The sequence below is a fragment of the Acidobacteriota bacterium genome, from assembly GCA_004299485.1.
Lineage (GTDB): Bacteria > Acidobacteriota > Terriglobia > Terriglobales > SCQP01 > SCQP01.
Genome location: SCQP01000007.1, coordinates 139,722 through 153,991, shown reverse-complemented (window position 1 = coordinate 153,991; position 14,270 = coordinate 139,722). Strand labels below are relative to the sequence as shown.

At 63.4% G+C, this 14,270-nt stretch carries 14 protein-coding genes; 7 read left to right on the top strand and 7 right to left on the bottom strand.

Features of this window, described 5'->3' with window-relative positions; translation table 11 throughout:
- Window positions 1-14 precede the first annotated feature (14 nt).
- Both EPN33_06050 and dusB read left to right on the top strand, forming a co-directional pair.
- Complete coding sequence (locus tag EPN33_06050; GenBank protein TAN23050.1) at window positions 15-662, top strand: response regulator transcription factor; 648 nt, start codon at window positions 15-17, stop codon at window positions 660-662.
- A 141-nt stretch (window positions 663-803) separates the two neighbouring features.
- On the top strand, window positions 804-1,721 hold the full coding sequence (gene dusB / locus EPN33_06045) for a tRNA dihydrouridine synthase DusB (protein ID TAN23155.1): 918 nt from the start codon (window positions 804-806) through the stop codon (window positions 1,719-1,721).
- Here dusB and glpX read toward each other — a convergent pair.
- From glpX to EPN33_06030, 3 genes are all read right to left on the bottom strand, one after another.
- Window positions 1,718-2,722 (bottom strand): class II fructose-bisphosphatase, encoded by a 1,005-nt coding sequence (gene glpX, locus EPN33_06040; protein ID TAN23049.1) that lies wholly within the window; start codon window positions 2,720-2,722, stop codon window positions 1,718-1,720. The two genes, dusB and glpX, sit on opposite strands and share 4 nt — an antisense overlap.
- Window positions 2,723-2,746: 24 nt before the next feature.
- The gene (locus tag EPN33_06035; GenBank protein ID TAN23048.1) at window positions 2,747-3,919 is read right to left on the bottom strand and encodes an acyl-CoA dehydrogenase; all 1,173 of its coding nucleotides are present in this window, start codon (window positions 3,917-3,919) and stop codon (window positions 2,747-2,749) included.
- Between the two features lie 64 nt (window positions 3,920-3,983).
- Window positions 3,984-4,724 (bottom strand): rhomboid family intramembrane serine protease, encoded by a 741-nt coding sequence (locus EPN33_06030; protein TAN23047.1) that lies wholly within the window; start codon window positions 4,722-4,724, stop codon window positions 3,984-3,986.
- A 53-nt stretch (window positions 4,725-4,777) separates the two neighbouring features.
- Between EPN33_06030 and EPN33_06025 the strand changes: the two genes are divergently transcribed.
- On the top strand, window positions 4,778-5,809 hold the full coding sequence (locus EPN33_06025; protein TAN23046.1) for a thiazole biosynthesis adenylyltransferase ThiF: 1,032 nt from the start codon (window positions 4,778-4,780) through the stop codon (window positions 5,807-5,809).
- 3 nt (window positions 5,810-5,812) lie between these two features.
- On the opposite strand, the gene EPN33_06020 is transcribed toward EPN33_06025, so the two are convergent.
- From EPN33_06020 to EPN33_06005, 4 genes are read right to left on the bottom strand one after another with little or no spacing between them, the layout of a single operon-like run.
- The gene (locus EPN33_06020; protein ID TAN23045.1) at window positions 5,813-6,205 is read right to left on the bottom strand and encodes a type II toxin-antitoxin system VapC family toxin; all 393 of its coding nucleotides are present in this window, start codon (window positions 6,203-6,205) and stop codon (window positions 5,813-5,815) included.
- Window positions 6,202-6,465: a PSK operon transcription factor gene (locus EPN33_06015; protein TAN23044.1), complete on the bottom strand. Its 264-nt coding sequence runs from the start codon at window positions 6,463-6,465 to the stop codon at window positions 6,202-6,204. The genes EPN33_06020 and EPN33_06015 overlap by 4 nt, the downstream gene beginning before the upstream one ends.
- 26 nt (window positions 6,466-6,491) lie before the next feature.
- The gene (locus EPN33_06010; protein TAN23043.1) at window positions 6,492-7,487 is read right to left on the bottom strand and encodes an inorganic phosphate transporter; all 996 of its coding nucleotides are present in this window, start codon (window positions 7,485-7,487) and stop codon (window positions 6,492-6,494) included.
- 16 nt (window positions 7,488-7,503) lie between these two features.
- Entirely contained in the window at window positions 7,504-8,115 is a 612-nt protein-coding gene (locus EPN33_06005) for a DUF47 domain-containing protein (GenBank protein TAN23042.1), read from the bottom strand.
- 188 nt (window positions 8,116-8,303) lie between these two features.
- Between EPN33_06005 and EPN33_06000 the strand changes: the two genes are divergently transcribed.
- The 4 genes from EPN33_06000 (at window position 8,304) to EPN33_05985 (ending at window position 14,254) form a co-directional block, all read left to right on the top strand.
- Window positions 8,304-9,242: a YihY/virulence factor BrkB family protein gene (locus EPN33_06000; GenBank protein ID TAN23154.1), complete on the top strand. Its 939-nt coding sequence runs from the start codon at window positions 8,304-8,306 to the stop codon at window positions 9,240-9,242.
- 177 nt (window positions 9,243-9,419) lie between these two features.
- A complete protein-coding gene (locus EPN33_05995; GenBank protein ID TAN23041.1) occupies window positions 9,420-12,308 on the top strand; it encodes a vitamin B12-dependent ribonucleotide reductase in 2,889 nt (962 codons plus the stop codon).
- 218 nt (window positions 12,309-12,526) lie between these two features.
- Window positions 12,527-12,979, top strand: a complete 453-nt coding sequence (locus EPN33_05990) for a DUF2844 domain-containing protein (GenBank protein TAN23040.1) — start codon at window positions 12,527-12,529, stop codon at window positions 12,977-12,979.
- Window positions 12,980-14,254 carry a DUF3443 family protein gene (locus EPN33_05985; GenBank protein ID TAN23039.1) on the top strand — a complete coding sequence of 425 codons (1,275 nt, stop codon included), beginning with the start codon at window positions 12,980-12,982 and terminating at the stop codon, window positions 14,252-14,254.
- Window positions 14,255-14,270 lie beyond the last annotated feature (16 nt).

Here is a 14,270-nt window from a genome sequence, read left to right as displayed (position 1 = left end):
CTCCCATGATGAAAATGCGTTTACTCCTCACTGATGACCACACTCTGTTCCGCCAGGGCCTGAAGACGCTGCTCGAAGCCCAGTACGACATGCAGGTGGTGGGCGAAGCCCAGAACGGCAGCGAAGCCATAGCGAAAGCCGCGGAGCTGCGGCCGGATCTGGTGCTGATGGATATCGGCATGCCCGGCTTGCCCAGCTTTGAGGCGGTGCGCCAGATTCGCAAGCGGCGTCCGGAAACCAAGGTCGTTTTTCTGAGCATGTATGACGACGAGGATTATCTGCAGCAGTGTCTGGAAGCCGGCGGTTCCGGCTATCTGCTCAAGGACAGCCCCGCGGAGCACCTGATCGGCGCCTTGCGCGAGGTGCGCCGCGGCGGGAAATATTTGAGCCCGCGCATCGTGGCCAAGATGGTGCCGGACGGCGTCGGGCGTAACCCCGCCGAGGGCTTCAAGCCGCGCCTGGCCACGCTCACCCCGCGCGAGCGCGAAACCGTCAAGCTGCTCGCCGAGGGTCTGTCGGTCAAGGAAATTGCGGTGCACCTGAACCTGAGCACCAAGACGGTGGAAGCGCACAAGTTCAATCTCATGCGCAAGCTCGACATCCACAATAAAGCGCAACTGGTGCGCTGGGCCATTCAGAACAAGGTCATCAATATCGCCTAAAATCGAGAGGTGCAGAAGTTCTGGGACAGCCCGGCGCCGCGGCCGGACATCGTGGCCGAGCCCGCGCAGCTTCCGGCCAGCTACACCGTAGCGCACGGCGCCCGCCATCTCTGCATCGCGCCGGCCAACGCCCTGGCTCCGATGTCGGGCATTACGGATACGGTGTTTCGCAGCTTTATCCGCGACCTCGGTGGCTGCGGCCTGATCATGACCGAGTTCACCTCCGGTGATGGTCTGATCCGGTCGGAAAAAGTCGCCCGCCGCTATCTCAGCTTTGCGGAAAGCGAACGCCCGATTGCCGCCCAGCTTTTTGGCAGCGATCCGGACGTGATGGCCGAAGCCGCGCGCGTGGTCGAGCAGATGGGTTTCGACAGCATCGATCTCAACCTCGGTTGCCCGGCGAAAAAAGTGGTGAAGTGCAATGGGGGCAGCGGACTGCTGCGCGATCTGCCGCTGCTGGGGCGTCTGTTTGCCAGCATCCGTGCGGCGGTCACGCTGCCGTTTACGGTGAAATTCCGCGCCGGCTGGGACACCGATCAGCTTGTGCACGTCGAGCTGGCCCGGCTGGCCGAGGCCAGCGGCGTGAACGGGCTGGCGTTGCATGCCCGCACGCGCGAGCAGGGCTATTCCGGTCAGGCGCAATGGCAATGGATTGCCGAGGTCAAGCAGGCGGTTGCGATTCCGGTGCTGGGCAACGGCGATATCCGCACGCCCGAAGATGCGGCGGCCATGGTCGCCTACACCAGTTGCGACGGCGTCATGATCGGCCGCACCGCCGCCTCCAACCCCTGGATCTTCCGGCAGATGGAGTCCTACCGGCGCACGGGCACCTATCGCCAGCCCACGACCGCCGACCGCGCGGCGCTCATCACCGACTACTTCTCGCGCCTGCTGCGCGAGCCGATGCCCGGCGCTGCCGGCAAGATGAAGCAGTTTGCCGCCTGGTTCACCCACGGTGTCGAAGACGGCTCGACCCTGCGCCGCGCTATCTACGAGGCCCGCTCGGCGGAAGAAATCATGGGTCGCGTCGAGAACTTCTTCTCGGCGGCGCTGGTCTAGAAGCGGATGCGGGCGTCGGGGCGCGGGGCGACGTGGATGGTGTCGATGAAGCGGACCTTGCGCATGGCGTCGGTCATCACCAGCGACTGGGTGCGGATGCCGTCGCCGAAGAAGCGTACGCCCTTGAGCAGGCTGCCGCTGGTGACGCCGCAGGCGGCGAACAGAATGTTCTTGCCCGGCGCCAAGTCTTCGGTGCGGTAGGTGCGTTGCGGGTCTTTGATGCCCATGCGCTCGAGACGTTCGACGATACCGGGTTTGTCGGTGACGAGCCGGGCGACAATCTCGCCGTGCAGGCAGCGCATCGCCGCCGCGGTGAGCACGCCCTCCGGCGCTCCGCCGCTGCCCATGACGGCATGCACACCCGTGCCCAGCACCGCGGTGGCAATGCCAGCCGACAAGTCGCCGTCCTGGATGAGGTGGATGCGGGCGCCGGTAGCGCGAATGTCTTCCATCAGCTTCTGGTGCCGCGTCCGGTCCAGCACCACCACCACCAGATCCTTCGTGTCGCGCTCCAGCCGCCTGGCGATGGCCGCCAGGTTGTCTTTCACCGGCGCATCCAGGTCGACGGCGCCGCGGCAGCTCGGCCCGACGATTATTTTTTCCATGTAGCAATCGGGCGCGTGCAGCAGGCCGCCGTGTTCGCTCGCGGCCAGCACGGTGATCGCGCCGGGCGCTCCGGTGGCGCACAGATTGGTACCCTCCAGCGGATCGACGGCAATATCAATGGCCGGCGCCTCGGCGTCGCCGCCGCCGAGTTGTTCGCCGATGAAGAGCATGGGCGCTTCGTCGCGCTCGCCTTCGCCGATGACGATCCGGCCGCGCATGTGCACGCCATCCAGGTCGCGGCGCATCGACTCCACCGCGACGTGATCGGATAGCTTGGCGTTGCCCTGGCCCATGGTGCGAGCCGAGGCGATGGCCGCCTGTTCGACCACTCCCAGCATTTGTAATGAAAGTTCTTCTTCCAAACTCGGGCGAGCCTCCGGCGCGGTTGCGGGCATAGTGTCTTGTTCCTTGTGCAGCAGCTACTTGAACGCTTCAATACCGGTGATGCTGGCGCCCACGATCAGGGTGTGAATATCATGGGTGCCTTCATAAGTTTTAACCGATTCCAGGTTGGCCATATGGCGGAAGATGGGGTACTCATCGGCAATGCCGTTCGCGCCCAGGATGTCCCGCGCGGTGCGCGCCACCTCCAGCGCCATGGCGGCGTTGTTGCGCTTGAGCATGGAAATATGCGCCGGCGTCGCCAGACCCTTGTCTTTAAGCCGGCCCACGTGCAGCGCCAGCAGTTGGCCATGGGTGATGCCGCTGATCATGCCCACCAGCTTTTCCTGTACGATCTGCCGCGCCGCGATGGGCTCATCGGCAAACTGCTTGCGAAAGCCGGCATACTGCAGCGCGGTGTCGTAGCATTGCATGGCCGCACCCACCGTGCCCCAGCCAATGCCGTAGCGCGCCTGATCGAGGCACTGCAGCGCGCTCTTGAGACCGGCCGTGCCCGGCAGCAAATTGCCGGCGGGAATATGGACGTCTTGCAGGGACAAGCTCGAGGTGACCGAGGCGCGCAGCGAGAACTTGCCGTGAATGTCTTCCGCGCGGAAGCCGGGCCGGCCGGTTTCGACCAGAAAGCCGCGAATCTTTTTGCCTTCTTCTTTGGCCCAGATGACCGCGACATCGGCGATGGATCCCGAAGTGATCCACATTTTCTCGCCGTTGAGAATGTACTCGTTGCCCACCTTGCGCGCCACCGTGCGCATGCCGCCAGGATTGGAACCAAAGTCCGGCTCGGTCAGGCCGAAGCAGCCAATCTTCTCGCCCTTCTGCATCGCCGGCAGCCAAGTGCTTTTTTGCTCGTCGCTGCCAAACTCATGGATCGGCCACATGGCGAGCGAGCTGTGGACGCTGACGAAGCTGCGCAGGCCGCTGTCGCCGCGCTCCAGCTCTTGCATGAGCAGGCCGTACTCGACCTGGCTCATGCCCACCCCGCCGTAGTCGTTCATGGTGGCGCCAAAAAAGCCCATGGCGGCCATTTCGGGAATCAACTCGCGTGGAAACCGGCCTTCGCGGGCGCACTCTTCGATGATGGGGATGATGCGCTCTTCCACCCAGCGGCGGGCGCTGTCGCGCACCAGGCGCTCGTTCTCGCTCAGCGCATCAGCGATACGCAAAAAATCAACATCGCGGAATTTCAGCATGTGGTGCCCAAGGCTTCAACTGTAGCAAACGCTACGGCTCAGCACCACCGCAGCTTGCGCTAGCCTAGTTGCGCCAGCCGCCGGGGGGACGGCGGTCGCGCTGGTTCATGTAGACGTCGAACTTGCGCTGCATTTGGCGGCGGCGCCAGCGGCTGTAGCCTTGCGTCAGGCCGAGGTTGGTGCCGCTCATGCGCAGGTAGAGGAAGGCGAACAGCATGCCGCCGAGATGCGCAAAGTGGGCGATGCCATCGGCGCCGGCGCCGTGCAGCGTAAAGAGGAACTCCAGTACGCCGTAGCCGAGCACCAGCCACTTCGCCTTGATCGCCACCGGCGGCAGCAGCAGGAAGACTTCGCGGTCGGGAAACAGCAGGCCGACGGCGAGCAAAATCCCGAAAACCGAGGCCGAGGCTCCGATCGTGTAGCTTTGGCTGGTGCTGAACCAGGTGTGCCACAGCACATCCACGATGGCGCCACCAATGCCGCTGATGAAATAGAGCTGGTAAAGCTTGCGCGCGCCCAGCTCTTCTTCCACCCACACGCCGAACATCCAGAGCGCGAACATGTTCCAGAACAAGTGCCAGAAGCTGGCGTGCAGGAACAGGTAACTGGCCAGGCGCCAAATTTCTCCGGCCATGACCCAGCCGGGCACGAGCGCAAACCACGTGATGAGATGAACGTTGAGCCAGCCGCTGACGAACTGCAGAATCCAGACCGCGGTGGTGACGATGACCAGGGCCTTCACGGCGCGGGTGAAGCCGGGGACGCTGAAGGAGTAGGAGGGCGGTGGCGTGGAGCGGTACGACATGGCGCAAGCGGTTAACTCTCATCAGTATAGCGGTGCCCTTACAATGAACGCAGATGGCCGATTTCGAGCGATATTCGCGCCAGATCCTGTTTGCTCCGTTGGGCCCGGGCGGCCAGCAGAAACTCGCAGCGGCGCGCGTGGCGATTGTGGGTTGCGGCGCTTTGGGCACGGCGCAAGCCGACTTGCTCGTCCGCGCGGGAGTGGGGGACTTGCTGCTGATCGATCGTGACTATGTCGAGCCCAGCAATCTCCAGCGGCAAACGCTTTTTGACGAGCAGGATGCCGCCGCCGGGCTGCCCAAAGCCGTGGCTGCTAAAGCCCGCCTGGAGCGCATCAACCGCGGCACCCATCTCGAAGCCGCGGTTACCGATCTCGAACCCGGCAACATCGAGCGCCTGCTCGCCGGCCGCGAACTGCTGCTCGATGGCACGGACAATCTCGAAACCCGCTATCTGCTGAACGATTTTTCCCTAGCGCGCGGCATTTCCTGGATCTATGGCGCCGCGGTGGCTGCGCGCGGCATGAGCTTCACCATCGTGCCGGGCGAAACCGCCTGCCTCGAGTGCCTGTTCTCCAGCCAGGAGGGCGACGCGCCGCTCACGGAGACCTGCGACACTGCGGGTGTGCTGGCCTGGACCGTGACCTGGGTGGCGGCGCTACAGGTTTCGGAAGCCGTCAAACTCCTGACCGGCAACCGAGCCGCGCTGCGGCGCACGCTAGCGACGGCTGATCTGTGGACGAACGATTTCCGCCAGCTTGCTGCGCCGGCCCGCGATCCGCAGTGCCGCACCTGCGCCCGCCGCGACTTCGTCCATCTGCGGGGCGAGCGCCACGCCGCGCTCACGCTCTGCGGCCGCAACGCGGTGCAGATTCACGAGCATCAGCATCCGCTGGAGCTGCCACAGTTGGCGGCGCGCCTGCGCCCGCACGGCATGGTGCGCAGCAATGATTTCGCCCTGCGCTTCGTGCCCACCACACCCCCAGGTCTCGAGCTAATGATTTTCCCCGATGGCCGTGCGCTCATCAAAGGCACCACCGAACCCGGCCTCGCCCGCTCCCTCTATGCGCGCTACGTCGGCGCCTAAGGTTTACCAATCGGCCACTTCGACGTCGGTCAGAGAGAAATCGTTCCCCTTGAACAGTAGCGGCTCGTTCAACGTCACCGAGGCTGCATAGGCACAGCAATCGCCCAGGTTCAATCGCGCCCGGTGCCGGCCTTTGCCGTAACGTCGCCAGGCTTCGTGTGCGGCGCGGATTTGGCCCTCATCGGCCGGGAGAATCTGGATCCCCAGTTCGGCGCGCAGGCCTTGGGCTTTGGTCACGCCGCTGGCGCTCTTCCGTGAGTCGACCACCACCAGCGTTTCCAGCCAATTGACCGCCGCCATCAGACGTACCGTCGCCGCCGACACGGCGGTCGTGAACCGGTCCGCCTCCGGTTCGCTCAACACGATCGCGACGAGCGCCGAGGCGTCAATGATCACTTGAACAGCCCGTTTTCGTCGTAGCCGAGGATTTCGTCTTCGCTGCGCGTATCGAGGACGGGCAAGGCGGCAATTTCGCGCTGCAGTTCATGCACCCGGCGCAGAATGCGCTGGCGGTGCTTTTCGTCACGAGCGCGTTCGCTCTCCAGCTTTTCGCGCAGGGCGGTCTTGACGGCCTCGGTCATGGTCTGATGGGTGACCTCGGCCAATTGCTGAGCGAGGGCGCGCACCTCCGCGTCTTTGATGTTGAGGGCGGGCATTTCTTCCTAATTGTAATACTTTCTTCCTAGTGCAGGACCGGGCCCAGCGCCCACCAGAACCCGGCGGCCACGACGGCGGCGGCGGGGATGGTCAGGATCCAGGCCCAGACGATGTTGCGGGCAACGCCCCAGCGCACGGCCGACAAGCGTTCGACCGAGCCGACGCCCACGATGGCGCCCGTGACGGTATGCGTCGTGGAGACCGGAATGCCGAGAGCGGTGCTGCCAAACAGCGCGATCGCGCTGGCGAACTCGGCGCAGGAACCGCCCACGGGCTTGAGCTTGGTGATGCGCGAGCCCATGGTGTGCACAATGCGCCAGCCGCCGGAGGCCGTTCCCAAGCCCATCGCCGTTGCCGCCATCAGGATGACCCACAAGGGCACCTTGAAGGTGGGAATGAAATGCGCCGTCACCAGCGCGGTGGTAACAATGCCCATGGTTTTTTGGGCGTCGTTGGTGCCGTGGGCGAGGCTGAGCAGCGCCGCCGACACCAGTTGCAGCTTGCGGAACAGCCGGTCCACGCGCATCGGGTGTGAGCGCCGGAAGGCCCATGAGGCCAGGATCATGAAAAACCATGCCAAGACCAGCCCCGTCGCGGGGCTGATGACGATGAAGGCCAGCGTCAGGATCCAGCCGCGGGCGATGATCGCGCCCCAACCCGCGGCGGCGATCGCGGCGCCGGCGTAGCCGCCCAACAGGGCATGGGTGCTGCTGGTGGGCAGCGCCAGCCACCAGGTCAGCAGATCCCAGACGATGGCGCCAATAAGGCCGGCCACCACCACGCGCTCGTTCACCAGCGATAACTTCACCATGCCGTGACCGACCATGGCGGCTACGCCCGTGCCCAGAAAAACCGCCGCGATGAAGTTGAAGACGGCCGACCAGGCCACGGCCACGCCGGGCGTGAGCACGCGCGTGGAAACGACGGTGGCGATGGAATTGGCGGCGTCGTGAAAGCCGTTCAGAAAATCAAAGCAGAACGCCGCGATGACAATGATGATAATGACGTGCAGGGTGCTCATGCGGCGGCTCGCACCGCTAGGCGGCCTTGAGCACGATGGTTTCGATCACGTTGGCGACGTCTTCGCATTTATCCGTGGCCAGCTCCAGGACTTCGTAGAGTTCTTTTTGCTTGATCAGCGAGATGGGGTTCGAGGCTTTCTCGAACAGCATGCCGATGCCGGCGCGGGAAATGCGGTCGGCCTCGTCCTCCAGGCGGTTGATCTCGATGCAGTGCTTCAGGATGCCATCGGGCCGCTGCAACAGCGCCAGCGCCGCGGCGATTTCCCGCACCTGGGCGGCGAGCACCTTCCCGAGCTCCTGCGCGCCGGGCGGCAAGACCGCGATCTTGTAAATCACGATGCGCATGGTGGTGGCATCGATCAGGTCGAGGACATCGTCCAGCCGCGAGCTCAGGGTGTGGATGTCTTCGCGATCGAAGGGAGTGATGAAGGTCTGATTGAGTTTGGTGATGATCTGGTGAGTCAGGGTATCGGCCTTGTGTTCGAGGGCCTTGATTTCCCCTGCCCGCAGAGGTGCTTCGGCAATGTCGGCGAGCGCCTTGTTGAGCAAATCCGCGCCCTCGATGAGCATGGCGCCCATCTGCTCGAACATAGTGAAGAACTTTGCTTCCCGCGGCAGGAATCGCATGGTTGACTCAGTATAGCGGGTGAAGTCGCCGGGCCGAAGCGGAGCCGGGGCGTAGGGGTCCCCGGCGCAGCGGTTTTGCGGCCTTGGAGAGCGGGCCGCGTGGCGAAGCCACGCTGGATGCCCGCGATTAGTAAAATGAACCTGTGCAGACCCTGTTGCCTCCTGCCGCGTCGCGCCGGCATCCACGCCTGCGCCAGACGGCGGCCTACCTGGTGGCCACCGAGACCCACACCTACGCCAGCGCGGTGGCGGCGTATGCGCTGCTGTCGTTTTTCCCCTTTATTGTTCTACTGCTCACGCTCACGCGCGATTTCCTGCAGAATGAGCGGCTGTATCACAGCCTGATCGAGCTGCTGCGCGCCTATCTGCCGGTGGCCGAAACGGTGGATTTACCCACGCAGAGCTTCATCATCCGCAACCTGCAGTTGATCGTCGAACACCAGCGCGCGGTGCAGGTGGCTTCGCTGCTCATCCTGCTGGTGACCTGCACCGGGGTGTTCATGCCGCTGGAAGTGGCGCTCAACCGCATCTGGGGCGTGCTGCGCAACCGCAATTACCTGAGTAACTGGGCGGTGTCGATTGTGCTGGCGTTTTCCTGCGGCCTGCTGGGCATGCTTTCGGCCTCGCTGACTTCGCTGACGGAAACCTATTCCGCCCGCCTCTACCGCTTCCTCAGCCACGCCACGCTGCTGCAAAAACACCCGGTTTCGCTGGACGTGTTCTCGATTGCGGCGGTGCGCGTGAGCGCCGTGCCCTTCACCATCGCCATTTTCTTTTTAGTCTACTGGTGGCTGCCCAACCGGCGCGTGCCGGTGCGCCGGGTGCTGCCGGCGGCGATCATCGCGGGACTGCTCTGGGAAGCGTCGAAATACATCTACATCCTGCTGCTGCCGTTGCTCAATTTTCAGGACCTGTACGGCCCCTTCGCCATCTCCGTGACGCTGCTGCTGTGGGCGTATGTCTCGGCGCTGATCCTTTTGTTTTGCGCGGAGGTGGCGGCGCCGCTGCCGGAACGCGGCACGCAGCTCGAAATTTGCTTCGAAGCCACGGCTGCGGGGGCAGAATCTTCCGAGCCACTCCCAGCGGATTCGCTCGCACCCGCGGCCCAGCCGATTCGCCGCTCCTGAAGGGGAGATTAGTGCACTGGCGCGCTATTTGCTTGTGTGCCATTTTCGCCACATTCTGTGGCTTTCGCTCTAAGCTTTTCCCCTTGACGCGGCACAGGATTTTCTCCGATGATGCCCATCAGCTTGTGCGCTACAATCATTCGCCCACAAGATGTATGGTTAATAGGGAGATGTCGAATGTCTGAATCTGTGCCGGAGCCGGTCACCCGTTCTGCTGTAAACACCAAGCTGGAAACGCTCAAAACTCCAATTGTCCGCCGGGGAACAGGCCTCAGCCTGCGCCGGCACTTTACCTCGGCGCAGCAGTCGCCGTACGAGCAGGTGCAGTGGGAAAAGCGTTCGGCGCTGATTCAGAACGAAAAGGGCGAGACCATCTTCGAGCAGAAGGATATCGAGGTGCCGCGCGACTGGTCGCAGACGGCCACCAACATCGTGGCCTCGAAATATCTGCACGGCAAACTGCATGCGCCGGAGCGGGAAAACAGCGTCCGCGCCCTGGTGGCGCGCGTGGCGGAAACCATGCGCGACTGGGGCGTACAAGGCGGCTACTTCCACACGCCTGAAGACGCCGCCATCTTCCACGACGAGCTGGTGCATCTGCTGGTCACGCAGCGAGCGGCCTTCAACTCTCCGGTCTGGTTCAACTGCGGCGTCGATCGCATCGAGCCGGAATCGTCGGCGGCCAATTGGTTCTGGGATGAAAACCAGAGCCGGCCCGAGTTTGGCGTCATCGGGTATCGTAAGCCCCAGTGCTCGGCCTGCTTCATCAACTCCGTCAACGACTCGCTGGACAGCATCCTGACGCTGGCGAAAACGGAAGGCATGCTATTCAAGTGGGGTTCGGGAACCGGCACCAACCTTTCGCCCATCCGCAGCTCGACCGAGCAACTTTCTGGCGGCGGCACGGCCAGCGGTCCGCTCAGCTTCATGCGCGGGTTTGACGCTTTCGCCGGCGTGATCAAGTCCGGCGGCAAGACGCGGCGAGCCGCGAAGATGGTGGTGCTGAACGTCGACCACCCTGACGTCGAAGAGTTCATCTGGTGCAAGGCCAAGGAGGAGCGCAAGGCGTGGACGCTGGTGCAGGCGGGCTACGACGCCGCGCTCGATGGGGAAGCGTATTCCTCGATCTTTTTCCAGAACGCCAACAATAGCGTTCGTGTCACCGATGAATTCATGCGGGCCGCCGAGGCCGACGAGCCTTTCCAGCTCCGCCGCGTTGCCGGCGAGCGCAAGGGCGAGGCCATTAAAACCGTCGATGCCAAAGGTCTGCTGCGGCAAATCGCGGAAGCAGCCTGGCAGTGCGGCGATCCGGGCATGCAGTACGACACCACCACGAATCGCTGGCACACCTCCAAGAACACGGCGCGCATCAACGCCAGCAATCCCTGTTCGGAGTACATGTTCCTGGACGATTCGGCCTGCAACCTGGCCTCGATCAATCTGAACAAGTTCAATGGTCCCGGCGGGTTCGATGTCGCCGGCTATCGCCAGGCGATCGACATCCTGATCACCGCGCAGGAGATCATCGTCGACAACGCCAGCTATCCGACGAAGCGCATCACCCAGAACTCACACGACTACCGGCCTCTCGGCCTGGGCTACGCCAACCTCGGCGCCCTGTTGATGTCGAATGGATTGCCGTACGACAGCGATGCCGGCCGGGACTTCGCCGGCGCTCTCACCGCCATCCTGTGCGGCCAGGCCTATTACCAGTCGGCGCGTATCGCCGAGGCCCTGGCCACGCCCGACCGCAGCGGTGCATTTGCCGGCTTTGCCGCCAACCGCGAGCCGATGCTGGATGTCATCCGCATGCATCGCGCCGCGGTCAACAACCTCAACCCACGCAATGCCCCCGAGCCGGTTCTGGCCGCGGCGCGGCAGTGCTGGGATGAGGCGCTGGAGCAGGGCTCCCGTCACGGTTACCGCAACGCTCAGGTCACCGTGCTGGCGCCTACAGGCACCATCGGTTTCATGATGGATTGCGATACGACCGGCATCGAGCCCGACCTGGCGCTGGTCAAAGAAAAAAAACTGGTGGGTGGCGGCCGGATTAAGATCGTCAACCAGAGCGTGGACAAGGCGCTGCTCCGTCTGGGCTATTCGGCGCAGCAGACGCACGACATGCTGGAGTTCATCGACGCTACCGGCACTGTCGAAGGCGCGCCGCATTTGAAGGCCGAGCATCTGGCGGTGTTTGACTGCTCCTTTAAACCCGCCAACGGCACCCGCAGCATTCACTACTCGGGTCACGTGCGCATGATGGCGGCGGCACAACCGTTCCTGTCGGGCGCCATTTCGAAGACCGTCAATCTGCCGGAAAATGCGAGCGTTGACGACATCGTGCAGGTTTATACCGACGGCTGGAAACTGGGGCTGAAGGCGATTGCCATTTATCGTGACGGCAGCAAGAAAGTTCAACCGCTCTCAGCGGCCGGGAAGAAATCTGAGCCGGGCGCGGCGCTACAGCCGGCGCTGAGTGTGCCGGAAACCGTTCCATCGGCCCACCCCTATCGCCGCCGCTTGCCCGAGGAGCGCCGCTCGCTCACCCATAAGTTCAAGGTCGGTGGCCATGAAGGTTACATCACCGTGGGCATGTATGAGGACGGTCAGCCGGGTGAGATTTTTGTCACCATGGCAAAAGAGGGCTCAACCATCAGCGGTTTGATGGACAGCTTCGCCACCGCGATCTCGCTGGCGTTGCAACACGGCGTGCCGCTCAAGCTGCTGGTCGACAAGTTTTCGCACACCCGCTTTGAACCCAGCGGCTGGTCGGGTAATGAAGAGATCGGCTACGCCAAGAGCATCATGGATTATCTGTTCCGCTGGATGGGGCTGCGTTTTCTCGATCATCAGCCTCCGGCGCCGCGCGGCGTCGAGGACCTGCACGGTGATCGCGGCGAAGCCCAGGAGCGGCTTGAAACCGCCGGCCAGATCCCGCTGATCACGTCGGGAGCCCCGGCGACGTCGATCGATGCGCCGCCCTGTCATAATTGCGGCAGCATCATGGTGCCTAACGGTTCCTGCTACAAGTGCGTGAATTGCGGCGAGACCAGCGGCTGCAGCTAGCGGCTCACGCCGCTCTTAGCCGGGGCTACGCCCCGCGCAAACCTGCCACTGGCAGGTTTGCTCCGTTGGTCGGCTCCCCTTCGTTCTTCGGCGCCAAGGCCGGGAGCGAACGTTACGTTTCAGCTTGGCTTAAGGAAACGCCGCAGACGGCGGGCAAATTCGCCCTAGCTGACGAAACTTCCGGCACCCGGAGCGACCGGTTTCGCGTCCAATCGGGTATGCGGAAAATTGTGTCCGTGTTTCTCCTCGCGACGGTGGCATTGGCCGGTGTGCTCTCGGCGACGCCACCGCCGCTGCCGGTGTTGGGTCAGCCGCTGCCGGCGATTGCCGGGCAGGCGCTGACCGGCCGCCGCCAACTCGAACAAGCGGGCGTGAGCGTGCGTCAATATCAAACTCCGCGCGGCGTGACGCTGCGGGCCTATGCCAGTGCGAACGGGGTGGTCTTCGGCATGGCGTGGCAAGGTCCGGTGCCGCCGGACCTGGAATCGCTGCTGGCCAACAATTATGCCGCCTATCGAAAAGCGGCCAGCGAACAGCGTCATCGCGGCCCGGTAACGATCGCTGCCGGCAATCTGGTGGTCCAATTGAGCGGCCACATGCGAAACCTGCGCGGCCGTGCCTTTTTGACCGATAAGATCCCCGCGCAGCTTTCTGCGGCGGTGGTGCGCTAAATGAAAATATTCACTCGCTACGCCTGGGTCGCGGTTCTGCTTCTTCCTCTGGCCGCCTGCGGCGGCGGCGGCGGCGGCAGTTCGAGCTCCGGCGGCGGTGGCGGCGGAGGGAGCACGCCGCCACCGATCAACCAGGTGGCCATTGTCGCCAACGCCGGCGTCGTCAACGACTACACCAACGGTCTGTTTACCAGCGTGACCGTATGCGTGCCGGGCACAACCAATTGCACCACGGTGGACAATGTGCTGGTGGATTCCGGATCGTATGGCCTGCGTCTGCTCGATTCCGCGCTGGCCAGCCTGCCGCTGAAGTTCAACAATGCGCCAGACGGAAAACCGTTAGGCGAGTGCACGGCCTATGTTGCGACCTACAACTGGGGCCCGGTTGCCAACGCCGACGTCAAGCTGGGCGGAGAAACCGCAGCGAATGTGCCCGTCCAGGTCATGGGAGTATCCGGTTTCCCCGGAGCGCCCAGCGCCTGCACCGCCGGCGGCCTGACGGAAAACGATACGCAGCAGTCGCTCGGCGCCAACGGCATCCTGGGTGTGGGCGTGTTCCGTTACGATTGTGGCGGTGCGTGCAGCTCGGATCAGGGTGGTGATCCCAAGAACATCCCGCCGATCTATTTTTCGTGTCCTTCCACCGGCTGTACAGCGGCGCTGATCCCCTTGGCCGAAGAGGTACAAAACCCGGTCAGCGTATTCCCACAGGACAACAACGGCGAGCTGATTACGCTGCCGGCGGTGCCGGCTTCCGGCGCCATCTCGGCCAAGGGCACCATGACGTTTGGCATTGGCACCCAGTCCGACAACCAGCTCACCGGAGAAGTCGTACTCGGCGCCGACGGCTACGGCAACTTCCAAACCGCCTTTCAGGGCAAGACCTATTACAACTTCAGCCAGGCGATTGGCTCCGTTATCGATTCGGGCTCGAACGCCAACTTCTTCCTGGACGCTACGACCTTGAACATTACGCAGTGCACGGGCGGCAATTCCGGCTTTTACTGCCCCGGCGGCACCAGCCCGATCAGCTACACGGCAACTAACCTGAGCGCGGACGGTACGACGAGCATCACGGCGGCCTGGGACGTCGCTGACGCGCAAACGCTGTTCAATACCGGCAACTGGGCGTTTGACAATCTGGCCGGCCCGAACCCCGGCAGCTTTGACTTCGGGCTGGCGTTCTTTTTTGGTAAAACAGTGGTCATTGGTCTGAACGGTGCTCAGGCGAAGTCGAACGGAACGACGCACGTTGGTCCGTTTTACGGGTACTGATTCGCCGTATACTCAC